Annotated in this window: 18 protein-coding genes; 5 read left to right on the plus strand and 13 right to left on the minus strand. The window is 59.8% G+C overall.

Translation table 11 applies throughout. The annotated features are described in order from the left end of the window. Window positions 1-13 precede the first annotated feature (13 nt). The 8 genes from ACA064_RS29185 to amaB all read right to left on the minus strand — a co-directional run bounded on the left by ACA064_RS29185 (window position 14) and on the right by amaB (window position 9,837). Window positions 14-781: an SDR family oxidoreductase gene (locus ACA064_RS29185; protein ID WP_497671193.1), complete on the minus strand. Its 768-nt coding sequence runs from the start codon at window positions 779-781 to the stop codon at window positions 14-16. 752 nt (window positions 782-1,533) lie between these two features. After that, a complete protein-coding gene (locus tag ACA064_RS29190) occupies window positions 1,534-2,250 on the minus strand; it encodes an ABC transporter ATP-binding protein (protein WP_497671194.1) in 717 nt (238 codons plus the stop codon). Then, entirely contained in the window at window positions 2,247-3,122 is an 876-nt protein-coding gene (locus ACA064_RS29195) for an ABC transporter ATP-binding protein (RefSeq protein ID WP_497671195.1), read from the minus strand. Before ACA064_RS29195 ends, ACA064_RS29190 begins: the two co-directional genes overlap by 4 nt. After that, window positions 3,119-4,402, minus strand: a complete 1,284-nt coding sequence (gene livM / locus ACA064_RS29200) for a high-affinity branched-chain amino acid ABC transporter permease LivM (protein ID WP_497671196.1) — start codon at window positions 4,400-4,402, stop codon at window positions 3,119-3,121. Before livM ends, ACA064_RS29195 begins: the two co-directional genes overlap by 4 nt. A gap of 2 nt (window positions 4,403-4,404) precedes the next feature. Continuing rightward, a complete protein-coding gene (locus tag ACA064_RS29205; RefSeq protein ID WP_497671197.1) occupies window positions 4,405-5,319 on the minus strand; it encodes an ABC transporter permease subunit in 915 nt (304 codons plus the stop codon). Between the two features lie 169 nt (window positions 5,320-5,488). Further along, on the minus strand, window positions 5,489-6,625 hold the full coding sequence (locus tag ACA064_RS29210; RefSeq protein ID WP_497671198.1) for an ABC transporter substrate-binding protein: 1,137 nt from the start codon (window positions 6,623-6,625) through the stop codon (window positions 5,489-5,491). 364 nt (window positions 6,626-6,989) lie between these two features. Then, window positions 6,990-8,273 (minus strand): L-pipecolate oxidase, encoded by a 1,284-nt coding sequence (gene amaA, locus ACA064_RS29215; RefSeq protein ID WP_497671199.1) that lies wholly within the window; start codon window positions 8,271-8,273, stop codon window positions 6,990-6,992. Window positions 8,274-8,346: 73 nt separating this feature from the next. Beyond that, window positions 8,347-9,837: an L-piperidine-6-carboxylate dehydrogenase gene (amaB, locus tag ACA064_RS29220; protein WP_497671200.1), complete on the minus strand. Its 1,491-nt coding sequence runs from the start codon at window positions 9,835-9,837 to the stop codon at window positions 8,347-8,349. 176 nt (window positions 9,838-10,013) lie between these two features. Here amaB and ACA064_RS29225 point away from each other — a divergent pair, with 176 nt between their 5' ends. The 3 genes from ACA064_RS29225 (at window position 10,014) to nadE (ending at window position 13,184) form a co-directional block, all read left to right on the plus strand. Then, window positions 10,014-10,901: a LysR family transcriptional regulator gene (locus ACA064_RS29225; protein ID WP_497671201.1), complete on the plus strand. Its 888-nt coding sequence runs from the start codon at window positions 10,014-10,016 to the stop codon at window positions 10,899-10,901. A gap of 225 nt (window positions 10,902-11,126) precedes the next feature. Further along, window positions 11,127-12,353 carry a nicotinate phosphoribosyltransferase gene (pncB, locus tag ACA064_RS29230; protein ID WP_497671202.1) on the plus strand — a complete coding sequence of 409 codons (1,227 nt, stop codon included), beginning with the start codon at window positions 11,127-11,129 and terminating at the stop codon, window positions 12,351-12,353. A gap of 3 nt (window positions 12,354-12,356) precedes the next feature. Further along, the gene (gene nadE / locus ACA064_RS29235) at window positions 12,357-13,184 is read left to right on the plus strand and encodes an NAD(+) synthase (protein WP_497671203.1); all 828 of its coding nucleotides are present in this window, start codon (window positions 12,357-12,359) and stop codon (window positions 13,182-13,184) included. 139 nt (window positions 13,185-13,323) lie between these two features. Here nadE and azu read toward each other — a convergent pair whose 3' ends face one another. After that, complete coding sequence (azu, locus tag ACA064_RS29240) at window positions 13,324-13,770, minus strand: azurin (protein WP_497671204.1); 447 nt, start codon at window positions 13,768-13,770, stop codon at window positions 13,324-13,326. Between the two features lie 332 nt (window positions 13,771-14,102). Between azu and ACA064_RS29245 the strand changes: the two genes are divergently transcribed. Both ACA064_RS29245 and ACA064_RS29250 read left to right on the plus strand, forming a co-directional pair. Beyond that, entirely contained in the window at window positions 14,103-14,690 is a 588-nt protein-coding gene (locus ACA064_RS29245; RefSeq protein ID WP_497671205.1) for a cytokinin riboside 5'-monophosphate phosphoribohydrolase, read from the plus strand. 67 nt (window positions 14,691-14,757) lie between these two features. Then, the gene (locus tag ACA064_RS29250; RefSeq protein ID WP_150640425.1) at window positions 14,758-14,946 is read left to right on the plus strand and encodes a hypothetical protein; all 189 of its coding nucleotides are present in this window, start codon (window positions 14,758-14,760) and stop codon (window positions 14,944-14,946) included. A gap of 285 nt (window positions 14,947-15,231) precedes the next feature. On the opposite strand, the gene ACA064_RS29255 is transcribed toward ACA064_RS29250, so the two are convergent. The 4 genes from ACA064_RS29255 to ACA064_RS29270 all read right to left on the minus strand — a co-directional run bounded on the left by ACA064_RS29255 (window position 15,232) and on the right by ACA064_RS29270 (window position 24,590). Continuing rightward, entirely contained in the window at window positions 15,232-16,134 is a 903-nt protein-coding gene (locus ACA064_RS29255; RefSeq protein ID WP_497671206.1) for a transglutaminase family protein, read from the minus strand. Continuing rightward, the gene (locus ACA064_RS29260; RefSeq protein ID WP_497671207.1) at window positions 16,134-18,620 is read right to left on the minus strand and encodes a circularly permuted type 2 ATP-grasp protein; all 2,487 of its coding nucleotides are present in this window, start codon (window positions 18,618-18,620) and stop codon (window positions 16,134-16,136) included. The genes ACA064_RS29255 and ACA064_RS29260 overlap by 1 nt, the downstream gene beginning before the upstream one ends. An 88-nt stretch (window positions 18,621-18,708) precedes the next feature. Then, a complete protein-coding gene (locus ACA064_RS29265) occupies window positions 18,709-21,984 on the minus strand; it encodes a transglutaminase family protein (RefSeq protein WP_497671208.1) in 3,276 nt (1,091 codons plus the stop codon). A gap of 302 nt (window positions 21,985-22,286) precedes the next feature. Beyond that, a complete protein-coding gene (locus ACA064_RS29270; RefSeq protein WP_497671209.1) occupies window positions 22,287-24,590 on the minus strand; it encodes a YgiQ family radical SAM protein in 2,304 nt (767 codons plus the stop codon). Between the last annotated feature and the right edge of the window lie 57 nt (window positions 24,591-24,647).

Consider the following 24,647-nt stretch of genomic DNA (forward strand, 5'->3'; position numbering starts at 1 on the left):
TCGCCACAAGGTCTTAAGCCTTGGCCCCGCGCTCAATGGCGAAACCACCCCAGGTCTGGCTCACCGGCATCAGCTCGAGGCTATTGATGTTGATGTGCGCCGGGGTGTTGAGGACCCAGAAGATCGTCTCGGCGATGTCCTGCGGCTGGATCGGCTCGGCACCGGCGTAGGTGGCGTCGTAGCGGGCCTGGTCACCGGCAAAGCGCACCAGAGAGAACTCACTTTCACACAGACCCGGCTCGATATTGGTCACCCGCACGCCAGTGCCTTGCAAATCGCAGCGCAGGTTCAGCGAGAACTGTTTGACGAAAGCTTTGGTCGCGCCATAGACGTGGCTGCCCGGGTACGGATAGTTACCGGCGATGGAGCCCAGGTTGATGATCCCGGCACCGCGACCGTGGGCGATCAAGCGTGGCAGCAACAGACGAGTACTGTACATCAGGCCTTTGATATTGGTATCGACCATGGTATCCCAGTCGTCCAGATCGCACTTGGGTGCCGGGTCGACGCCCAGCGCCAGGCCGGCGTTGTTGATCAGCCCGCGCAGCTTGCTGAAAGACGGTGGCAGATTGGCAATCGCCTCCTCCATGGCCTTGCGATCACGGACATCGAGCACCAGGCCATGCACTTCGGTCTGTTTCGAGAGTTCGGCACACAAGGCATTCAGGCGCTCTTCACGACGGCCTGTGAGCACCAATGACCATCCGGCCTCGGCAAAACGACGGGCACAGGCTTCACCGAAACCGGAGGTCGCGCCGGTAATAAACAGGGTGTTGGACATCGTGTTCTCCTTGCTGGGCTTCAAACAGCCATTGGAATAGAAAGTCGCCTTGCAGCATGCCCGGCCAGCGTCGTAGCGGCAACCGGAGCGAAGGAAATGCATGGAGCGCTGTACAAAAATTGATCACTCGATCCAAAGCCCTGCTCGCTGTGACCTGCAGCCATTTGCACGCACCTTATCCACAGCCCCGTCCACAGTCTTTGGGGGCAAGTGCGAATTCCTCCGAGCCGCTATCCACAGGGCCTGCAGCGCGAATCCGGAAGTTTTTTGCTTGACCCGCAGGAGCGTCACATGCAGCAGTCCGAGATCAGCGTAACACTAGCGTCATCTACACGATGGCGCCAAGCCAGTAATTACGCCGTCTTGCCGAGTCTTTCCAGAGTTTAACCACAGACTTATCCACAGGCTGCGCAACGTCTTTTCGGCCTCGCTACTGCGACAATAAAAAGGTTGACAACGGCCGCTGCAAGCCCGGTAAAAATCATTGATCAAAAAACAACCACAAGCCTGAACGTCACGTAGTACAAGGCTTTCAGCCAGTTACCACCACGTTACACACAGCCAGTTCCACAGCAAACGGGGACAAGTCAAAACTGTGACAAAACAGCTATTTGCAGCGGCTTTATGTCGCGCTTTAACAGGTTGTTAAATTTGTTTTCCACAATTTCTCGATAGAGCAACACAGTGTCGTTTTGCAGACCGAAAAAAGCCCCGGCGATTACTCGCCGGGGCTGGGTCCTGCAAGAGGGAACTCAGTGACCGCCGAGATAGGCGTTGCGCACCTCTTCATTGACCAGCAGCTCCTTGCCGGTACCGCTCAAGCGGATTTCGCCGTTCACCATCACGTACGCCCGATCCGACAACTTGAGCGCATGGTTGGCGTTCTGCTCCACCAGAAAGATCGTCATACCGGTTGCTGCCAGCTCGCGCAGGGTGGCGAAGATCTGTTTCACCACGATAGGCGCCAGCCCCAGGCTCGGCTCGTCGAGCAACAGCAGCTTGGGTCGACTCATCAGCGCCCGAGCGATGGCGAGCATCTGCTGCTCGCCGCCGGACATGGTCATGGCTCGCTGAGTACGCCGTTCCTTGAGCCGTGGGAACAGCTCGAACATGCGTTGCATGTCCTCGGTGGCGTACTTGTCACCGATCGGAATGGTGCCCATCAGCAGATTCTCCTCGACCGTCATGTCGGGGAATACCCGCCGTCCTTCCGGCGATTGAGCGATACCGTTGGAGGCGATGTAATGGGACGACTTGTGGGTAATGTCGACTCCCCGGTAGATGATCTGCCCATCCTCGGCCCGTGGCTGGCCGAAGATCGACATCAGCAGGGTTGACTTGCCGGCCCCGTTGGAGCCGATCAGGGCGACGGTTTCACCTTCATTGATGTGCAGCGAGACCTTCTTCAGGGCCTGGATCGGCCCGTAGAACACATCGACCTCTTTCAGTTCGAGGATCGGTTGACTCATACCAGTTCCTCTTCGTCAGCGCCCAGGTAGGCAGCGATCACTTTCGGATCGTGGCGGATCGCTTCAGGACCGCCTTCGGCAATCACGTTGCCGTGGTCCAGCACCACGATGTGGTCGGAAATGCTCATTACCATGCCCATGTCGTGTTCGATCAGCACCACGGTCAGATCATGCTCATCGCGCAGCAGCCGGATCATCGCGCTCAGCGCTTCGGTTTCTTGAGGGTTGAGGCCGGCAGCCGGTTCGTCGAGGCAGATAAGCTTGGGCCGGGTGCACATGGCCCGGGCGATTTCCAGGCGCCGTTGCTGGCCGTAGGACAACTCACCGGCCAGACGGTTGGCGCAGTCCACCAGATCTACCACTTCCAGCCAGTAGAACGCATGATCCAGCGCATCGCTTTCAGCCTTGCGATAGCTCTTGGTGTTGAGAATGCCGGACAGCAAGTTGCGGTTGACCCACATGTGCTGGGCCACCAGCAGGTTCTCGATGACCGACATTTCCCTGAACAGGCGAATGTTCTGGAACGTCCGCGCCAGCCCGGCGCGGTTGATCAGGTGAGTGCCGCCAAACATCTTGTAGAACAGCCGGCTGGCGAAGCTTCTCGGCGAGACGAAATCGGTCGCGCGAAATGGCTCGCCAAGCATCTTGATGACGTTGATGGGCTCGCCACGGGTGTTGAGTTCGATCTTGCCACCGGAGGCTTTGTAGAAGCCGGTCAGGCAGTTGAACACCGTGGTCTTGCCTGCACCGTTGGGGCCGATCAGGGCGAAGATCGAGTTGCGTTTGACCTGCAGGCTGACGTCGCTCAGGGCTTTGATGCCGCCGAAGTGCATCATCAGGTTCTCGACCGAGAGAATGACTTCATCGTTCATGGCGCCACTCCTTTACGCGGGGTCACACCGGTACGGCTGATGCGAATCAGACCGCGTGGTCGCCAGATCATCATCACCACCATCAATACGCCGAACAGCAGCACCCGATATTCGGAGAAGGTGCGTAGCAACTCCGGTGCGACCGTGAGCACGAACGCGGCGATCACCACACCGACCGTCGAACCCATGCCGCCCAGTACCACGATGGCGAGAATCAGTGCCGATTCGAAGAAGGTGAACGATGAAGGGTTGACGAAACCCTGGTAGCTGGCGAAAAACACCCCGGCCAGACCGGCCGTGGAAGCACCGATGGTGAAGGCCGAGAGCTTGACCAGCACATGGTTCAGGCCCATCGAGCGACAGGCGATTTCGTCTTCACGCAAGGCTTCCCAGGCCCGGCCGACCGGCATGCGGGTCAGGCGATGCTTGATATAGAGCACCAGTAACACCACCAGGAACAACACGATGTAGATGAACAGGAACTTGATGTTGGGGTTGTATTCGAGGCCGAAGAACTCATGGAACGGCACCCCTCCTTCCTTGGCTCGGCGTCCGAACTCCAGGCCGAAAAAGGTTGGCGATGGCACCGGCATGCCGTTCGGTCCGCCAGTGAAGGACAACCAGTTGTTGAGGATCAGACGAATGATCTCGCCGAAACCCAGGGTTACGATGGCCAGGTAGTCCCCGTGCATTCGCAAGACCGGGAAGCCGAGCAGGCATCCCGCGAGCCCCGCCGCGAGGGCCGACAATGGCAACACCGTCCAGAACCCCAACCCGAGGTACTGGTAGCCCAGCGCCAACCCATAGGCGCCAATGGCATAGAACGCCACGTAGCCAAGATCGAGCAGGCCAGCCAGGCCGACCACGATGTTCAGTCCAAGGCCGAGCAATACGTAGATCAGCCCGAGAATGACCACGGTCAGAATGTACTTGTTGGCAAAGAACGGAAACACGATGGCGATCACGATCAGCGCCGGAATGATCCAGCGCAGCCGTGACTTGTAGTCCGGCGCCAGCACATGCACGCCTGAGCCCGTGCTTTCGAAGCCATGGAGGACTTTCAAGCCTTTGGGAGTTTGCATGAACAAGCTCATCGCGAAGCGTCCGATCATGACGATCGCCACCAGCCAGCCAACGCGCGCCGGCTGGAGGTTGAAGCTGTAGCCATCGAGCACCACGCCGACAATCGGCCCGAAAACGATCAGCGAGATCAGTCCGGCAAGGATGGAATCAATGACGCTCTTTTTGATATCGATTGGTTTGTTATGAGCAGCAGACATACTTACACCTTCGCCACGAGTGGGCGACCCAGCAGGCCTTGAGGACGGAAGATCAGGATCAGCACCAGCAGCGAGAAACTGAACACGTCTTTGTAGTCAGAGTTGATCAGACCGGAGAACAGCGACTCGGAGATCCCGAGAATGATCCCGCCGAGCATGGCCCCGGGCAGCGAACCGATTCCGCCCAGTACCGCCGCGGTGAACGCCTTGATGCCGATGACGAAGCCGGCATAAAAGTCGAACGTGCCGTAGTTCATGGTAATCAGCACGCCGGCCAAGGCCGCCATGGCTGCACCGATGATAAACACGTAGGAAATCACTCGGTCGGTGTTGATCCCCAGGATCGAGGCCATCTTGCGGTCTTGCTGGGTGGCGCGGCACATACGGCCGAGCTTGGTGTACTGGATGATGTAGGTCAGCACCGCCATCCCGGCAAATGCTGCGATCAGAATGAAGATCTTGGTGTAGGTGAGCTGGACGAAACCAGTGCCGATATCGACTTTCAGCGCACCGGCAAGCAACGTCGGCACACCCTGTTGTTTTGCACCCTGACTGATCTGCGCGTAGTTCTGCAGGATCAGCGAGATGCCGATAGCGCTGATCAGCGGCGCCAGTCGGGTGGAGTTGCGTAGCGGTTTATAAGCGACACGCTCGATGACCCAGCCGTAGATCCCCGTCACAACGACGGTGAATACCAGGGTTCCGAGAATGAGTAGCGGGAAGGATTCGATACCGAAGTAGGCCAGCAGAGCCAGACTGATTGCCGCGAGGTAAGCGGAAATCATGTAAACCTCGCCGTGGGCGAAGTTGATCATGCCAATGATGCCATAGACCATTGTGTAGCCGATGGCGATCAGACCATAGACGGACCCAAGGGTCAGTCCATTGATCAGTTGCTGCAGGAAAATACCATCCATAACGCAATCTCACACACTTGAGAGACTGCACAAACACTTGCTGCGACGGCTTGGGGTTCAACCACCCGGCAACACACACTTGTGCAGCTCTACGAGAAAAGACAGGTACTGCACGGACACGCTTTGCGTCTGGCCGACACCGAGGCGTCGGCCAGATCAGAGGTTCATGTCACTTCTGTTTTTCCAGCTGGTGGTATTTGCCGTCCTTGTCCCACTGGTAAACCACGTAGTCGGAAACCTTCAAGTCGCCTTTGGCGTCCCAGGTCTTCTCGCCCATCACGGTTTTGACCGCATTGGCTTTCAGCCATTTGGCCGCGTCTTCGCCCTTGGTGGATTTGGCACCGGCGAAGCCGGCGGCCAGCGTCTGGACTGAAGCGTAGGCATATAGGGTGTAGCCCTCAGGCTCGTAACCCGACTTGCGGAATTGCTCTACAACGGCCTTGCTCTCTGGCAGCATCCGCGGGTCGGCGCCGAAGGTCATGTAAACACCGTCGACGTACTGAGGACCGCCAGCGGTGGTCACCAGCTCGTCGGTAACAATGCCGTCATCGGACATGAACTTGACGTCTTTCAGACCCTGTTCGCGCAATTGGCGAACCAGTGGACCGGCTTCCGGGTGCAGGCCACCGAAGTAGACGATGTCGGCACCCGCGGCGCGGATCTTGGTAACCACGGCGCTGAAGTCTTTTTCACCACGGGTCAGGCCTTCGTACAGCACCGGCGTCACGCCACGTTTGGTCAGCTGTGCCTTGGTGGCATCCGCCAGGCCTTGGCCGTAGGTGTCCTTGTCGTGCAGTACCGCGACTTTCTTGCCCTTGAGCACGTCGACGATGTAGTCGCCGGCAACGATACCCTGCTGATCGTCACGCCCGCACATACGGAACATGGCGCTCAGGCCACGCTCGGTCACTGCCGGGTTAGTGGAGCCTGGGGTGATCGCAATCACGCCGGCATCGCTGTACACCTCGGAAGCCGGAATGGTCGAGGAGGAGCAGAAGTGCCCGACCACGCCCGCCACTTTGTCCTGGTCAACCATGCGGTTGGCCACAGCCACGGCCTGCTTCGGCTCGCAGGCGTCATCGCCTTTCACCAACACGATCTTCTCGCCGTTGACGCCGCCCTTGGCGTTGATTTCGTCAGCCGCTGCCTGTGCTCCTCTCATGTACTGCTCGCCGAACGATGCGTTAGCACCGGTCATTGGACCCGCTACCCCGAACTTGATGTCAGCCTGAGCAAACGCAGAAATACCCAACGCAGCTGACACTGCGAGGGCCAAAAAGCCTTTTTTGTAAAACGTCTGGGACATGAGGTGGTGCTCCATGGTTCTTTTTTAGTTGGCACTGCGACTTCACTGAATGCTCAGAGCAAGGGCCGTGCCATTGGTTTTTTATTCTGAAAAAAGTCGCTCTGTTTTTGTTATATCGACTGTTTTGGGCCCATTTTCATTGGGCGTGCAACCGTCTAAACCGCGGAAGGTAAAACCGTATTTCTAAAAAGGCGCAACCATAAAGTGCCATCATTGCAACCGCGACACTGAAACACGTGCAACCCGCCTGTAACAGCATGCGTCACCGAAGTGCACACTGCCGGTGCGAGACTGCTACAACCCGCACCACTACAGGCTAGTCGCTTCGCTGAAAACCGCAGCATTCAGCAACACTTTTCGACAATTAGATAACGATCCGCAGGCACTGGCCCGCGTGATACAGAGAGAAGCCTGCCTCGTATAAACAGCTGCGCAGCCCCACCCCGGCCAATGGTTGCATCGGTGCGAAGGGAATCGGCAAGGCCTGAGGATTTCCGTTACACAGGTAATCGGCGAAAGCTTTGCCGACTACGCTGCCAGTGGTCACGCCGCGGCCGTTATAGCCGGTGACTGCCACCAAGCCGGGCGCCGGTTCGAACAGGCGCATCAAATGATCAGGGGTAAAGGCAATACAACCGGTCCAGGTGTACTCCCATTCCACCGGTTTGAGGTACGGGAAGTAATGTTGCTGGACCCGGTCGGCCCAGGACTTCAAGAACCAGGCCGGCTTCTGAGTGCCATTACCCAGGCTGCCGAGCAGCAAGCGCCCATCGGCATCCCGACGAATGCTACTCAGGACCTGGCGGGTATCCCAGGAGCCCTGGCCACCAGGGAGAATCTGTTGCGCCGCCTCTTCAGTCAGCGGCTTTGAAGCCACCTGATAGTAATAACCGGGAAAGAAGTTGCGGCGCAGTTCGGTCCACTCGCCTTCGGTGTAGGCATTGGAAGCAATCACCACTTGCTCGGCCAGCACCGACCCCTGTGCAGTCTGCACCGACCAGCGCTGACCCTGACGCTCCAGTCGGGTGACCGGCGAATGGTCAAATAGCTGACCGCCCAAGCCGCTAGCCGCCTTGGCCAGACCGCTGGTATAGGCCATCGGGTTCAAGGTGCCGGCACGCCGGTCGAGCAACGCGGCGGCGATCTTTTTGGTACCGGTGGCGGCTTCGCAGGTGGCACCGGTCAACAATTCCACCGGGGCACCGCGACGCTTCCATTGTTCTTCCCGACTGCGCAGGTCGGCTTCGCCACGGCCGTTGTGGGCCATGTGCAAAGTGCCCTCGCGGCGCAGCTGGCAATCGATTTTGTATTTGTCGATCAGGCTGAACACCAAGGATGGCGCGGCCCCGAGCATCCGATTGAGCTGGCTGCCGACCGTTTCGCCGAAACCGGCTTCGATCTCGTCAGGGGGAATCCACATCCCGGCATTCACCAACCCGACATTGCGCCCGGAGCCGCCGTGGCCGGTGCGATGGGCTTCGAGCACACAGACCCGCTTGCCCTGTTCAAGCAAATGAATCGCCGCCGACAGACCGGTGATGCCGGCGCCGATCACGCAGACATCCACCGTCAGTTCCCCCTGAAGTACCGCATTGTCAGGCCTTTGCGGCGTCAGTTTTTCCCACAGACATTCTTCGCGTAACGGCATTGCCAGACTCCGAAAATGAAACCTAACCAACCCTCGTTGTGCAAGAGCCGCCAAAAGGCGCACCAACATTCCATTAATCGAACGTTATGCCCTGCGCCAACGGCAACTCCAGCGAGTAGTTGACGGTATTGGTCTGGCGACGCATGTAACCGCGCCATGCATCGGAGCCGGACTCGCGACCGCCGCCGGTTTCTTTCTCGCCGCCAAAGGCGCCGCCGATTTCCGCACCGCTCGGGCCGATGTTGACGTTGGCGATGCCGCAGTCACTGCCCACCGCCGACATGAACTGCTCGGCCTCACGCACGTCCGTGGTGAAGATGCACGACGACAGGCCTTGTGGCACAGCGTTGTTCAGACGCAGCGCGTCGGCGAAATCCGTGTAGCCCACCACGTACAGAATCGGCGCGAAGGTTTCCGTGCAGACCACATCACTCTGCTCCGGCATCTCGACGATGGCCGGCGACACGTAATAGGCGTTGGGGAATTGCTCTTCCAGTTGACGCTTGCCACCGAACACCCGACCGCCTTCGCTCAGGGCCTGCTCCAGCGCGTCCTGCATGTTCTCGAAGCTGTGCTTGTCGATCAGCGGGCCAACCAGATTGCCTTCCAGCGGGTTGCCGATGCGCACCTTGGAATAAGCAGCTTTGAGGCGGCTGACGATTTCTTCCTTGACCGATTCATGGGCGATCAAGCGACGCAAGCTGGTGCAACGTTGACCGGCGGTACCGACCGCACTGAACAGAATCGCCCGCACCGCCATATCAAGGTCGGCGCTTGGGCCGAGGATCATCGCGTTGTTGCCGCCCAACTCAAGAATGCTGCGGGCGAAACGTGCGGCGATTTTCGGCGCCACTTCACGACCCATGCGGGTGCTGCCGGTGGCACTGATCAAAGCCACTCGCGGATCGTCGACCAAGGCTTCACCGGCATCACGACCGCCGATGATCACTTGACTGAGGTACGGCGGCGCATCGCTGAAGTTCTTCAGCACTCGCTCGAACAGCGCCTGGCAGGCCAGTGCGGTCAGCGGGGTTTTCTCCGACGGTTTCCAGATCACTGCGTTGCCGCAGACCAGCGCCAGCGTGGTGTTCCAGGCCCAGACCGCGACCGGGAAGTTGAACGCACTGATCACCCCGACCACCCCCAGCGGATGCCAGGTTTCACGCATATGGTGGCCAGGACGCTCGGAAGCAATGGTCAGTCCGTACAGCTGACGAGACAGGCCGACGGCGAAGTCGCAAATGTCGATCATCTCTTGCACTTCACCCAGACCTTCCTGAGTGATCTTGCCGGCTTCCCAGGACACCAGCTCACCGAGGTCGGCCTTGTATTCGCGCAGAATATCGCCCAACTGACGCACCAGTTCGCCACGACGCGGCGCCGGAACCTTGCGCCAGAGTTCGAACGCATGCTCAGCGCGACTGACCTGCTGCTCGACTTCGGCCGCGCCTTCCCAGTTCACGGCGGCAATACGACTGCCGTCAATCGGCGAGTGCACAGGCTGTTTACCGTTCTGGTACAGCGCCGGGTTCACACCAAGACGATCAAGCAATGCGGCAACCATGGGTCACTCCTCAAACATGAAAAACAGAAATTTCGTAGCCCGCAATCGCGACTATTCAGGCCTCTAGTTGTAGCCGGACTGAGACATGTCAACAAACGACCTTTAGGCGAGATATCATTCCGTTTATTCATGCTGCGTCGGCATCGCAGCGCTGAGACAAGAACAAGGGACCACCCATGCTGAATAAACGCCACCTGCCATCGATCACCGCATTGCAGTGCTTCGAGGCGGTCACCCGTCACTTAAGCTTTACCCGCGCCGCCGAAGAGCTGAACCTGACCCAAAGCGCCGTCAGCAAACAGGTCGCGCAGCTTGAGGAATTGTTGCAGCACTTGCTGTTCCGGCGTGTTCGCCGACGCCTGCAAATGACCCCGGCCGGTGACCTGTACCTGGTCGAGGTGCGCAAAATCCTCACCCAGGTCGAGATGTCGACCCATTACCTGCGTTCTTACGGCGGTGAAACCGAAGTGCTGAGAGTCTCGACGCCGTCGACTTTCGGCGCACGCTGGCTGGTGCCGCGGCTCAAGGGCTGGCGTCTGCGCCATCCGCATATCCATCTGGACCTGTGCAACGAACAGGAAGCCGACGACCTGCTGCAGGGGCGCAGCGATCTGGCGTTCTACTTTGGCCAGGGCTCGCGACCCGGCACCGAGAGCCTGAAGTTGTTCGGCGAAGAGCTGGTGCCTGTGTGTGCCCCGGGCAGCCTGCCGCAGACGCCTTTCACCGATCCGACGCAACTCAGCGAACTGGTACTGCTGCAAAATGCCTCCCGCCCGCAAGCCTGGCACGATTGGTTCGACAGCCAGGGCTACCAGACCGAGCACAGCTATCACGGCCCGCGCTTCGAAACCTTTTATATGTGCATCCGCGCCGCCCAGGTCGGTTGCGGCGTAGCGTTGCTGCCACGATTCCTGGTGGAAGAAGAACTGGCCGACGGCAAACTGGTGATCCCGTGGCAACACGCGATGCCCAGTAGCGACGCCTATTACCTGGCCTACCCCGAGCATTCCGCGGAAGTGCCCAAGGTGCGGGATTTTGTGAAGTGGATGCTGGAGCAGGTGTAGGAGCTGCCGGAGGCTGCGATCTTTTGATCTTGGTTCTTAGTGCAAGTCTTACCACCGCGGCGCTCTCGAAAAGATCGCAGCCTTCGGCAGCTCCTACGGGGGACATGTATCGTCTGGAATGCAAAAAACACTGGCAAAGCAGGCCGCTGATATGCGCCACTAGCCCATTCATTGAAACAGCTGAGATGTCGCGGCCCAAGCGGCGACCAGCCTGGAGATTCCGTTATGAGCGAGAGTGTGTTTGCCGATCGCATCGTGCAGAACCTGCTCGACACCGACTTCTACAAGCTGACCATGATGCAGGCGGTGCTGCACAACTATCCCAACGTTGAAGTCGAATGGGAGTTCCGCTGCCGTAATAGTGAAGACTTGCGTCCGTATCTGGCGGAGATCCGCTTTCAGATCGAACGTCTGGCCGAGTTGAGCCTGAGCGCTGATCAATTGAGTTTTCTGGAACACATCAGCTTCCTGAAGCCGGATTTCCTGCGTTTTCTCGGCTTGTTCCGCTTCAATCTGCGCTACGTCCACACCGGTATCGAAAACGGCGAGCTGTTCATCCGTCTGCGCGGTCCATGGCTGCACATCATTCTCTTCGAAGTGCCGCTGCTGGCGATCGTCAGCGAAGTGCGCAACCGTTATCGCTACCGCGAAATCGTCCTGGAGCAGGCCCGAGAGCAGCTGTACCGCAAGTTCGACTGGCTGACGGCCAACGCCGGCGCCGATGAACTGGCCGAATTGCAGGTCGCCGACTTCGGCACCCGCCGACGCTTCTCGTATCGGGTTCAGGAAGAAGTGGTCAACGTACTCAAGCACGACTTTCCCGGGCGCTTCGTCGGCACCAGCAACGTACACCTGTCTCGCGAACAGAACATGAAGCCGCTGGGCACCATGGCCCATGAATGGATCATGGCTCATCAGCAACTCGGCCCACGGCTGATCGACAGCCAGATTGCCGCGCTCGATTGCTGGGTCCGCGAGTACCGCGGCCTGTTGGGGATCGCCCTGACCGACTGCATCACCACCGATGCCTTTCTCAGCGACTTCGATCTGTACTTCGCCAAGCTGTTCGACGGCCTGCGCCACGACTCCGGCGACCCGATCCTCTGGGCCGAGAAGGCCATCGCTCACTACCGCAAGCTGGGCATCGAGCCGATGAGCAAGACTCTGGTGTTCTCCGACAGCCTGACGCTGCCTAAATCCCTGGAGATTTTTCGCGTATTGCGGGGTCGGATCAATGTCAGCTTCGGTATCGGTACCAACCTGACGTGCGATATTCCCGGTGTCGAGCCGATGAGCATCGTGCTTAAAATGACTGCCTGCGATGGTGAACCCGTCGCCAAGATCTCCGATGAGCCGGGCAAGACCCATTGCACGGATCCGAATTTTGTCGCCTATTTGCGCCACGTTTTCAAAGTACCTGCCGCCCTATCCGGCAAATCAAGCAAGGAGTGAATCATGCAAGCCGTACAGCGTGAGATTGCTGAACAGCTCAAGGTCCAACCGCCCTTTACCGACCAGGCCGCCCTTGAGGCGGAAATCGCCCGGCGGATCACCTTTATCCAGGATTGCCTGCTGAACTCGGGGCTCAAAACCCTGGTGCTGGGCATCAGCGGTGGCGTCGACTCCCTGACCGCCGGCCTGCTGGCTCAACGGGCAATGGAACAACTGCGCGAGCAAACCGGGGACCCGCAGTACCGTTTCATTGCGGTGCGCCTGCCCTATGAGATCCAGTTCGATGAACCCGACGCCCAGGCGGCGGTGGACTTCATCGCCCCGGACGAGCGCCATACGGTGAACATTGGCCCGGCGGTCAAGTCCCTGGCCAATGAAGTGGCAGCCTTTGAAGGCAAACACGCGGTCTCGGTGGATTTTGTCCTGGGCAACACCAAGGCGCGGATGCGTATGGTCGCGCAATACACCATCGCCGGCGCGGCTCAGGGCCTGGTGATCGGCACCGACCACGCGGCGGAAGCGGTGATGGGCTTCTTCACCAAGTTTGGCGACGGCGCCTGCGATCTGGCGCCGTTGAGCGGGCTGGTGAAGAATCAGGTTCGGGCCATCGGACGGCACTTCGGGGCGCCGGAGTCGCTGGTGGAGAAAATCCCCACCGCCGACCTTGAAGACCTGTCTCCGGGCAAACCGGATGAGGCCTCCCATGGCGTGACCTATGCCGAGATCGATGCGTTCCTGCACGGCCAACCGGTGCGTGAAGAAGCGTTCAGGATTATCTGCGACACCTACAAGAAAACTCATCACAAGCGCGTGATGCCGTTCGCGCCGTAAGCGGCGGCGGAACAGCAAAAAGCCCACTGAGGGTTGATCCTCGGTGGGCTTTTCTTTGGCTCAAGCATTTGTCGATGCTGAGGCCGCCATCGCGAGCAAGCTCGCGATGAAGATAACTCGGTCTAAATGAAGCCGCCGATCACTTCAGAACAACAGCGCCTTTCATCATCGAGTTGTGGCCAGGGAACGAGCAGAAGAACTCGTAGCTTTCGCCAGCGGTCAGTTTCGAGACGTCAAAGGTCACCGAGTCTTTCTCGCCACCGCCGATGATCTTGGTATGGGCGATGATGCGGGCGTCACCTTCTTTCAGGTAGTTCTTGTCGATACCAGCTGCCATGCCATCGGTGGCGATGCCGGCCATGTCTGCGGTTTTGCTCAGTACCCAGTTATGGCCCATGACGTTTTTCGGCAGCTTGCCGGTATGCCCCAGGTTGACGGTGAAGGTCTTGCAGCTCTTGTCGATGGTGATTTCCTTGGTACTGAAGGACATCTGATCAGTGGAGTCGACATCGATCTTGCACTCGGCAGCCATCAATTGGCTGCTGGCCAATGTCAGCAGAGAAACCGCAACGAGTTTGGCAAACATGGTGAATCTCCAAGGCAGGGTTAACAAAAGGGAAGACTGCCTGAAATTGACACAAGTTCCTATGACCTGTAGCAACAAGTTGTATACAACTTTCAGGCTATGACGCCGATCGAAACAATCAACCGCCCAGATGCTCCATGACGCCCTATGCTCAGTTCATCATCCTCATCTGGAGTGTCTGCCATGCACCTTAGTAGCTTGTTTCGCAGTTTGCTGGCCGCTTACGCCTGCGGCGCCAGCGGCACCTATGAAAAGCCGCAGCGCGAGGTTTAATCCTTGGAGAGCTGGTGGCCAGCCATTACTCTGAGTCGTCATTGACCACGGAGTAAGGCATGTCTTTAACCTCTGTTTGTGTTTTTTGTGGTGCCAGTACTGGCACCAATCCGGCGTACCGTGAAGCGGCGATTGCCTTGGGACAGGAACTGGCCAGGCGCAAGCTGACCCTGGTCTATGGCGGCGGCGCGGTCGGCTTGATGGGAATCGTCGCCGATGCCGCGCTGGCGGCGGGCGGTGAAGTGATCGGGATCATTCCCCAAAGCCTGAGGAACTCGGAAATCGGCCATGAAGGCCTGACCCGCCTGGAAGTGGTCGACGGCATGCATGCGCGCAAGGCCCGCATGGCTGAGCTGAGCGACGCCTTTATCGCGCTGCCCGGCGGCTTGGGCACTCTGGAAGAATTGTTCGAAGTCTGGACCTGGGGCCAGCTCGGCTACCACGGAAAACCGCTGGGACTGTTGGAAGTGAATGGCTTTTACCAGAAACTCACCGGTTTTCTTGATCATGTCGTCGGTGAAGGCTTCGTTCGCGACCACCACCGTGCCATGCTGCAAGTGAGCGAATCGCCGCAACTATTGCTCGATGCGCTGGATGCCTGGAAACCCTCGGTACCGCCAAAATGGGCCGGGCAAAAACCCAGCTAACCCTTGAGCCCTGTTTAAGGCAGAATACGCGCCGCTCAACCTCACCTTCGACCCCAGAGGATCGCCCATGGCTAAACCTAATTACTCGTTCGCCAAACGTCAGAGAGACTTGGCTAAAGAGCAGAAGAAAGAGGAAAAGCTTCAACGCAAGAAAGCTACCGCTGAAGAAGAAGCCGCCGCACTGAACCCGGATGCAGAAGGTGAAGTGGTTGCCGATGATGTTGAAGCACCGAAAGATCAGGCGCCTGACGCCTGAGACCCTCCGGGCCGGATGATCTGATCAGGCCCATCGGATCTGTGTCCAGGGTCAGCAGTTATGCTGCTGACCCTCACAGCGCCACACTCGAATTGCATAAATCCCCGTAGACACCCTGGCATTGGTTGGTCGCGAACCTGTGGCGAGGGGGCTTGCCCCCGTTGGGGCGCGCAGCGGCCCTAAAACCTGCAATCGCATTTTGTCAGGCACAGCGCATTCACCGGTTTTGCGGCTGCTGCGCAGCCGAACGGGGGCAAGCCCCCTCGCCACAATGACTGCGTCAGCTCAAGAATCGTGTTCATCCAACGGCATCACCGTTACTCGCACTTCCGGATCATGACTCCCTCCCCCCAGAATCACTCCGCGTAACGGCGAAACATCGGAAAAGTCCCGGCCCCAAGCCAGGGTGATGTGCTCCAGCGCTGGCTGCACGTTGTTGGTCGGGTCGAAGTCGACCCAGCCCAGCACCGGACAAAATACTGAAACCCAGGCATGAGACGCGTCAGCACCGATCAGGCGCGGCTGGCCCGGCGGTGGCTGGGTCAGCAGGTAGCCGCTGACATAACGCGCCGCCAGCCCACGAGAGCGCAGGCAGGCGAGCATCAGGTGGGCAAAGTCCTGGCACACCCCGCGTCGACGCTCCAGCACTTCCACCAGCGGTGTGGCAACCTGGGTCGCCTCGGCATCGAAAGTGAACTCGCTGAAGATCTTCTCCATCAAGGCCTCAACCCCCAGTAACAAAGGCCGACCGAGGGGAAAGCAGCTCTCGGAATACTCGACGAAGCTGCTCTTCAAATGCACGTAAGGCGATTCAAAGCGATAGCGGCAGGCCTCCAGCAACGCCGAGGCAACCGGCTGGCTGCTGTAAGTCAACGCACCTCGGGTCAGGTTCCAGGCATGCGACTGCTTGAAATCCAGCGCAGGCCTGGCCAGCACTTCGACGCTGAGGCGGGCATTGACCCGCAGCTCTTCGTGGGGCCGCTCGAAGGCCAGGCGGGTCAGCGGGTTGCCGAACACATCCAGCTCATCGCGGCGCGAAGTCGGTTCCGGACTGATCAGCAGTTGTTGTTCAGTGCAGTGCTGCCAGGCACAAGGTCGCGGCCATAGGTGCGCAAGCTGCTGGGCCAGCGACACCGGGCTGTCGTAGTGATAGTGGGTGTCGTGGAGAATCTGGTAATGGGCGCTCATCAAACCGACACCGTTTGCTGGCTGACATCATCGACGTGAGCGAAATGCCGCAGTGCCAGGCGGTCGGATACTTGCCCGCTGGCCTCAGCGACTTCCTGCAACAGGTCCGCCAGGCCATCAAGGGCCGCGCGCACACTGGCCTCGCCGAACAGCGGATTCTCCAGGCATCGAAGATCGAAGCAGGCCAGGCGTTCTACCAACCTGGGCAGCCCGACTTCGCGCGGCACACCAAAATCATCGTTCAAGCGCTGGAGGGTGCGGGTCACCAGTTTCAATTGAAACAGCACCGCATGGGGGTTCTGCTCATCGAGCAGCAGCAAGTCGAGCACCGGAATCAACTGCGCCACCGCCAGGTAGCGTGAACGATAGGTGATGCTGCTGTTGCCCAGCTCCAGCAACCACTCCAATCCGGCCTGATCAAACGCTGCAGCACCGCGCAAGAACGCCGCCAGGCTGCTGCTAAGAAACTGCAGCCGCTCCAACCGCCGACCAATCATCAAGAACCGCCAGCCTTCGTCGCGGGTCATATCGTCCAGGGCAAACCCGGACAACGCCGCCAGTGACATCACCAAGCGGTTGAGAAAATCCAGCAACTCGCCAAAGTCCGGCTCTGCGGTTTCCAGCTCCAGGGCTTCGCGTTGCAGTTCCACCAACGCCTGCCAGTTTTCTCGCGAGAGTTTGCCGCGCACCTGGGAGGCCGCCCACTGCAAACGCTGCAGATTGGAACGCAGGCTGAAGGTCCAGTCGTCACCGAGCAACGCCGCCAGCAATCGCTCAGGCAAGTCGCCCTCTTCTGGCAGCAACATCAGGCTCTCGCCGAGATCGACAGCCGCCTGCAACGCCTGCGGATCATCCCCGTCGACATACCGCGCCAACATGATCCGCAGCAGCCGGGCGCTGTCGTCACATCGCTCGCAATAACGGCCGAACCAGAACAGGTTTTCCACCACCCGCGAAGGCAGGTACGGATCGCGTCTTACCAGGTCCTGTACGCCGATGGCCCGCTGGGCCTTCCATTGCTCGCCACTCGGCGCACGCTCGCCCAGCACCCAGGTGTCTTTGCTCGCGCCGCCGCGCTGCATCGATACCACCTCGGCGTGAGCCTCGGCCGCGACCCGGGTCAAGCCACCGGGCAGCACCCGATAGCCTTCGGCACTGGCCGCGGCATAAACCCGCATGCCGATCGCTCGCGATTGCAATTGACTGTCTTCGACCTGCCAGATCGGTGCCTGGGACAGCTGCGCCAGCTCCTGCGCGACGTAGGCATAGGGTCGGGCCTGCATGCGCTCGGCCAGGGCCCGGCGCTGTTCGTCATTCAGGTCACGACCAAATACCGGGGCAAAACTTTGTGAGGGAAAGGCCGGCTTGATCAGCAACTCCGGCAGCTTTTCCAGCGCCTGAGCCAGCACTGGCGCTTCACCGCACCACCAGGTGGCAATGGACGGCAGCAGCAGTTCTTCGCCGAACAGAAATTGATTGATCCGTGGCAGAAATCCCAGTAATCCCGGCGACTCCAACACACCACTGCCCAGGGCATTGGCCACCAGCACCCGGCCCTGACGGACTGCTTCGAGCAGACCCGGCACACCCAGGGCCGAGTCGGTGCGCAGCTCCAGCGGGTCGCAGAAATCGTCGTCGAGCCGGCGCATGATGGCGTGCACCCGACGCAGACCGCTCAGGGTCTTCAGGTAGACCGTGGCATCGCGCACGGTCAGATCACCGCCCTCGACCAGTGGATAGCCGAGCTGTCGCGCCAGATACAGGTGCTCGAAGTAACTCTCGTTGAAACGCCCCGGCGTCAGCAGCACCACCAACGGCGCTTCGTCATCATTCGGTGCCTGACGGGCCAGGGTTTCCTGCAGGGTCCGGAAGAACCCGGCCAGATGCTGCACTTTCAGATCGCGGTACAGTTCGGGAAAAGCTCGCGAGACAATGGTGCGGTTCTCCAGCGCATAACCGGCGCCGGATGGCGCTTGAGTCCGGTCGGCGGTTACCCACCAGCACCCGTCGGGGGTGCGCGCCAGGTCCACAGCGTACAGATGGAGGAAGGTCCCGTCAGGCGGCGCAATACCCTGACAAGGCCAGAGGAAGTTGTTGTGACCGAACACCAGTTCGGCCGGTAACAACCCTTCAGCGATCAATCGCTGCGGGCCGTACAGATCCGCCAATACCGCATTGAGCAAGCGTGCGCGCTGGGCAATGCCGGCGGCCAGCTGCTGCCACTCATCGGCGGCAATCACGTTGGGCAGCAAATCCAGCTCCCACGGGCGATCAGCTCCCTTGGGGTCGGCGTAGACGTTGTAGGTCACGCCGTTTTCCTGGATCTGCCGGGCCAGCAGCGCCTGACGCTGAACCAGCTGCGCCGGGGTGCTGCGTTGCAATTGCTCGAACAGCCGACGCCAGTGCGGGCGTACCACGCCGCTGTCGTCGAGCAATTCGTGATAAGTGCCCGCCGTCAGCGGGTAGCGGTCAAGCAGATCAGGCATGGAGAGCTCGGCAGACTGCAAGGAAAAGGCAGATTAGCGCAGACAGATGACGCCCGGATATGCGAAAAATCCGAGCGTCGTGTCTGATTTAGAAACGTCGCAAATCGAGTGTCATCGGCAGCTCGTCGTTGATCGTCAGGGTCGGCACCTCCAAGGTCCCCGGGCTGTGGCCAAGGCGGAAGAAGCGCGCCATACGCCGACTCTCGGCTTCGTTGGCGTTCACCGGCAAGCTGTCGTAATTGCGCCCTCCCGGATGGGCGACGTGGTACTGACAGCCACCCAGCGAGCGCTGCATCCAGGTATCGAGCAGGTCGAACACCAATGGCGCATGCACCGGGATGGTCGGTTGCAGGCAATTGGCCGGCTGCCAGGCGCGATACCGCACTCCAGCGACAAATTCGCCGACCCGCCCGGTCGGCTGCAGCGGCACCGGAATGCCGTTGCAGGTCAGCACATAGCGCTGGGTTGGCATGCCGGTTAGTTTGACTTGCAAACGTTCCAGGGACGAGTCGACATAACGCACCGTGCCTCCGGCCGCGCCCTCCTCACCCAATACATGCCAGGGTTCAAGGGCCTGACGCAGTTCCAGTTCGATACCACTGACTGCGTAATCGCCGACCTTCGGAAAGCGGAACTCCAGGTGTGCAGCAAACCATTCGGCGCGTACCGCATAACCTGCGGCATTGAGATCGACGATAACGTCGGCAAAGTCCTGCTCGATGAAGTGCGGCAGCAGGAAGCGGTCATGCAGTTCGGTGCCCCAACGGGCCAGCTTGGCCGGCGCATAGGGTTCACGCCAGAACCGCGCCACCAGCGCCCGCAACAGCAGTTGCTGGGCCAGACTCATCCGCGCATGGGGCGGCATTTCGAAGGCGCGCAGCTCCAGCAGCCCAAGGCGACCGGTCGCGCCATCGGGCGAATACAGTTTGTCGATGCAGAACTCGGCGCGGTGGGTATTGCCGGTGACGTCGATCAGCAGATTGCGCAGCAAGCGGTCCACCAGCCATGGCGGACATTTTTCTCCGGGCGCGGGCATCTGCGCGAAGGCGATCTCCAGCTCATACAACGCATCGTTCCGCGCTTCGTCCACCCGCGGCGCCTGGGAGGTCGGGCCGATGAATAATCCGGAGAACAGGTAGGACAGCGACGGGTGGTTATGCCAGTAACTGATCAGGCTGCGCAGCAAGTCCGGGCGGCGCAGAAATGGCGAGTCGGCCGGTGTCGCGCCACCCAGTACGAAATGGTTACCGCCACCGGTGCCGGTGTGTCGGCCGTCGATCATGAATTTCTCGGTGGTCAGCCGCGTCTGCCGCGCCTCCTCATAGAGAAACTCGGTGCGCTCCACCAGCTCGTCCCAGCTGGCGGACGGCTGCACGTTGACCTCGATCACGCCCGGATCCGGGGTGATACGGAAGTTGCTCAGGCGCGGATCGCTCGGCGGCTCATAGCCTTCCAGCAATACCGGGCAATGCAGCTCCTCGGCGGTGGCTTCGATGGCGCTGACCAGCTCCAGATAGTCTTCAACCCGTTCCAGCGGTGGCATGAACAGATACAGCCGCCCTTCCCGCGCTTCGGCACAGAAGGCGGTGCGGGTCAGCCAATCCGCGGACTCATCGAGTGCCGGTGTGCGCTCGACGGCCGCTGCCGGCTCGCCGTGAGCCTGCAGCTGCGCGGTACCGGGCAGCTCTGGCAAGTCTTGATTCGGATCGGTGGCATGCACAAACGGATATTCCGCTGCTGTCACCCAAGGCTGCGAGGCCAGAGGCAGGCGATAACCCAGCGGCGAATCGCCCGGCACCAGTCGGCAATGGTTTTCACGCAGATACCAGCGCCCGCTCTGCCATTGATCGCCCTTGGCGGTGCGTGCCAGCGGCAGGACCTGGCCGATAACCTTGTCCAGACCCTGGCTGAAGACTTTACGCAGGCGCGCACGTTCGAGCTCATCGCCCAGCCGTGAGTCTTCGGCACTGACGTTCAGCGGCAAGGCCCCTTCATGCCAGAGGTAATAGAAGTTGTCTTCGTAGGCCGGAAACACAAAGCGTGTCGGCAGTTTCAAGCGCTCGGCCACACTTGCCAGAAAACGTCCGGCCAGCTCACCGTCGGCGCCATAGTCTTCCTGCTCATCGGCAATCAACGCGCTGTTGTGCCAGATCGGCACACCGTCGCGGCGCCAGTAGAGGTTGAGCGACCAGCGTGGCAGTTGCTCGCCGGGGTACCACTTGCCCTGGCCGAAATGCACCAGACCCTTGGGTGCGTAGTGTTTGCGCATGCGCTGGAACAGCTCGGCGGACAACGTGCGCTTGGCCGGCCCCAAAGCGGCGGTGTTCCACTCGGCGCCATCCGGGTCGTCGATAGAGACGAAGGTCGGCTCGCCGCCCATGGTCAGGCGCACATCGCCCTCCAGCAGGTCAGCATCGATCTGCCGCCCCAGGGCCTGAATCGCCAGCCACTGCTCTTCGGTGTAGGGTTTGGTTACCCGTGGGGCTTCCCAAATCCTTTCCACGGACATTTCGTGGGTAAATTCACACTCACAGGGCTCGACCAAACCACTGATCGGCGCCGCAGAGGACGGATCAGGGCTACAGGCCAACGGAATATGCCCTTCACCGGCAAACAGCCCGGAGGTGGCGTCCAGGCCGATCCAGCCCGCGCCGGGCAAGTACACCTCGCACCAGGCATGCAGGTCGGTGAAATCCACCTCGGTGCCGGACGGCCCGTCGAGGGCTTTGACGTCGGCGGTCAGTTGAATCAGGTAGCCGGAAACAAAACGCGCTGCCAGACCGAGGTTGCGCAGCAGTTGCACCAGCAACCAGGCCGAGTCCCGGCAGGAACCCGAGGCGTTTTCCAGGGTGTGCTCGGGGGTCTGCACGCCTGGTTCCAGGCGGATCAGATAGCCGATGTCGTCGCTCAGGCGCTGATTCAGCGCCACCAGAAAGTCGACGCTGGGCAGCGGCGTACGATCGATACCATTGAGGTAGGCCTTGAACTTCGGCGTCAGCGGCAGCGTTTCCAGATACGGCGCCAGTTCGCGCTGTTCGTCAGCAGCGTAGGTAAAAGGAATCTTTTGCGCGTAGGGCTCAAGGAAGAAGTCGAACGGGTTGAACACCGCCATCTCGGCCAGTAGATCGACCTCGATCCGTAGCTCATCGGTTTTTTCCGGGAACACCAGCCGCGCCAGGTAATTGCCCTGGGGGTCTTGCTGCCAGTTGATGAAATGCTGCTCGGGTAAAACCTTCAGCGCATAGGACAGAATCCGGGTGCGACTGTGGGCCGCCGGACGCAGGCGGACGATCTGCGGACCGAGTTCGACCGCACGGTCGTAGCGGTAATGCGTGACATGGTGCAATGCGACATGAATCGACACGGCGTGCCTCCTGCGAGCCTGGGCGTTTCGAAAGCGGCGCAAGACTTATGCCATTCAGGCAAGTCAGGGGCTTTCTTCGGTTGCTTGAGGCAGTACAGCACCAAATTCGGGCGATGCGGGATTTTGCTCGGGGAGATTTGCACGCAAATGTGGCGAGCGCCCCTGAAAAGATCGCAGCCTTCGGCAGCTCATTGATATGACGTACACCTGTAGGAGCTGCCGCAGGCTGCGATCTTTTGATCTTTAGGCGCAACGCAAAACGCCAACCCGAAGGTTGGCGTTCTGTTCAAAGCATGTAACGCTTAACGCGGCACAACCGGCTTGCGCTCAGGCTTCTTGCCTTTGCCTTTGGCTGCGTCCATACGCTCCTTGGCTGCCTGCTTGTTGCGGGCGAATGCCGCAGCCTTGGCTTGCTCACGCTTGTCCCACGGGTTGCCGCCATCACTGGCACGCGGTGGCAGGCCGGTGTGCTGGGTCAGGATTTTGGTGGTCTTTTCCTGGGCCACTTTATGGCTGCCGGCCGGCGTCGAGTTTTTGCGACGGGCGCTCTGGTAGCTGTCGGTCGCCGGCTGATGCAGCGGGATCAACTGGTTCTTGCCCGGCCCGATCAGGTCGGCACGGCCCATGCGGGTCAATGCTTCGCGCAGCATCGGCCAGCCTTTCGGGTCGTGGTAACGCAAGAACGCTTTGTGCAGACGACGCTGCTCTTCGCTCTTGACGATGGTCACCGCATCGCTCTTATAGGTGACCTTGCGCAGCGGGTTCTTGCCCGAGTGGTACATGGCGGTGGCGGTGGCCATCGGCGACGGGTAGAACGCTTGCACCTGGTCGGCACGGAAGCCGTTGCCCTTGAGCCACAGGGCCAGGTTCATCATGTCTTCGTCGGTGGTACCCGGGTGCGCGGCGATGAAGTACGGAATCAGGTACTGCTCTTTGCCAGCTTCCTTGGTGTACTTCTCGAACATCCGCTTAAACTTGTCATAGCTGCCGATGCCCGGCTTCATCATCTGATTGAGCGGGCCTTCCTCGGTGTGTTCCGGGGCGATCTTCAGGTAACCACCGACGTGGTGGGTCACCAGTTCCTTGACGTATTCCGGCGACTCGACCGCGAGGTCATAGCGCAGGCCGGAGGCAATCAGGATCTTCTTCACACCCGGAAGCGCGCGGGCACTGCGATAGAGCTGGATCAGCGACGAGTGGTCGGTGTTCAGGTTCGGACAGATGCCGGGGAATACGCACGAAGGCTTGCGGCACGCGGATTCGATTTCCGGGGTCTTGCAGGCGATACGGTACATGTTCGCGGTCGGGCCGCCGAGGTCGGAAATGACGCCGGTAAAGCCTGGAACCTTGTCGCGGATCTCTTCGATTTCGCGAATGATCGACTCTTCGGAACGGTTCTGAATGATCCGGCCTTCGTGCTCGGTGATCGAGCAGAAAGTACAGCCACCGAAGCAGCCGCGCATGATGTTCACCGAGAAACGGATCATGTCGTAGGCAGGAATTTTTTCCTTGCCGTACGCCGGGTGCGGAACCCGTGCGTAAGGCATGCCGAACACGTAGTCCATTTCTTCGGTGGTCATCGGAATCGGAGGCGGAGTGAACCAGACGTCGACGTCCCCATGCTTTTGAACCAATGCGCGGGCGTTGCCCGGGTTGGTTTCCAAGTGCAGCACGCGGTTGGCGTGGGCATAGAGCACCGAGTCAGCGCGAACCTTTTCTACCGATGGCAACCGGATCACGGTTTTGTCGCGAGTCATCCGCGGGCTTGCCAGGATCTGCACGACCTTGGCTTCTTCCGGATCTTCGACCGGGCCCTTCTCCTGCTCGATGGCGCAGGCCTGGGTGTCTTGCGTGTTGACGTACGGGTTGATGATCTTGTCGATTTTGCCCGGACGGTCGATGCGCGTGGAGTCGATCTCGAACCAGTCTTTCGGCGTGTCACGACGAATGAACGCGGTACCGCGAACATCAGTGATGTCTTCGATCTTGTGACCGTAGGACAGACGCTGGGCGACTTCCACGATCGCGCGCTCGGCGTTGCCGTAGAGCAGGATGTCGGCGCAGGCATCGATCAGAATCGAGTTGCGCACCCGGTCCTGCCAGTAATCGTAGTGGGCGATGCGGCGTAGCGAAGCCTCGATGCCGCCGAGCACGATCGGCACATTCTTGTAGGCTTCCTTACAGCGCTGGCTGTAGACCAGGCTTGCGCGATCCGGACGTTTGCCAGCCATGCCACCGGGGGTGTAGGCGTCATCGGAACGGATTTTCTTGTCGGCGGTGTAGCGGTTGATCATCGAATCCATGTTCCCGGCCGCGACGCCGAAGAACAGGTTCGGCTCGCCGAGCTTCATGAAATCGTCTTTGGACTGCCAGTTCGGCTGCGCAATGATGCCGACACGGAAGCCCTGAGCCTCCAGCAGACGGCCGATGATTGCCATGCCGAACGACGGATGGTCGACATAGGCATCACCAGTAACGATGATGATGTCGCAGGAATCCCAGCCAAGCTGATCCATCTCCTCCCTGCTCATCGGCAGGAATGGCGCAGGCCCGAAACATTCGGCCCAGTACTTGGGATAGTCAAATAACGGCTTGGCTGTTTGCATGACGATGACCGGTGTTGAGATGAAAAATCGCGGGCGCGGAATATAGCACAAAAAATA

It is taken from the genome of Pseudomonas sp. LBUM1658 (assembly GCF_059716055.1).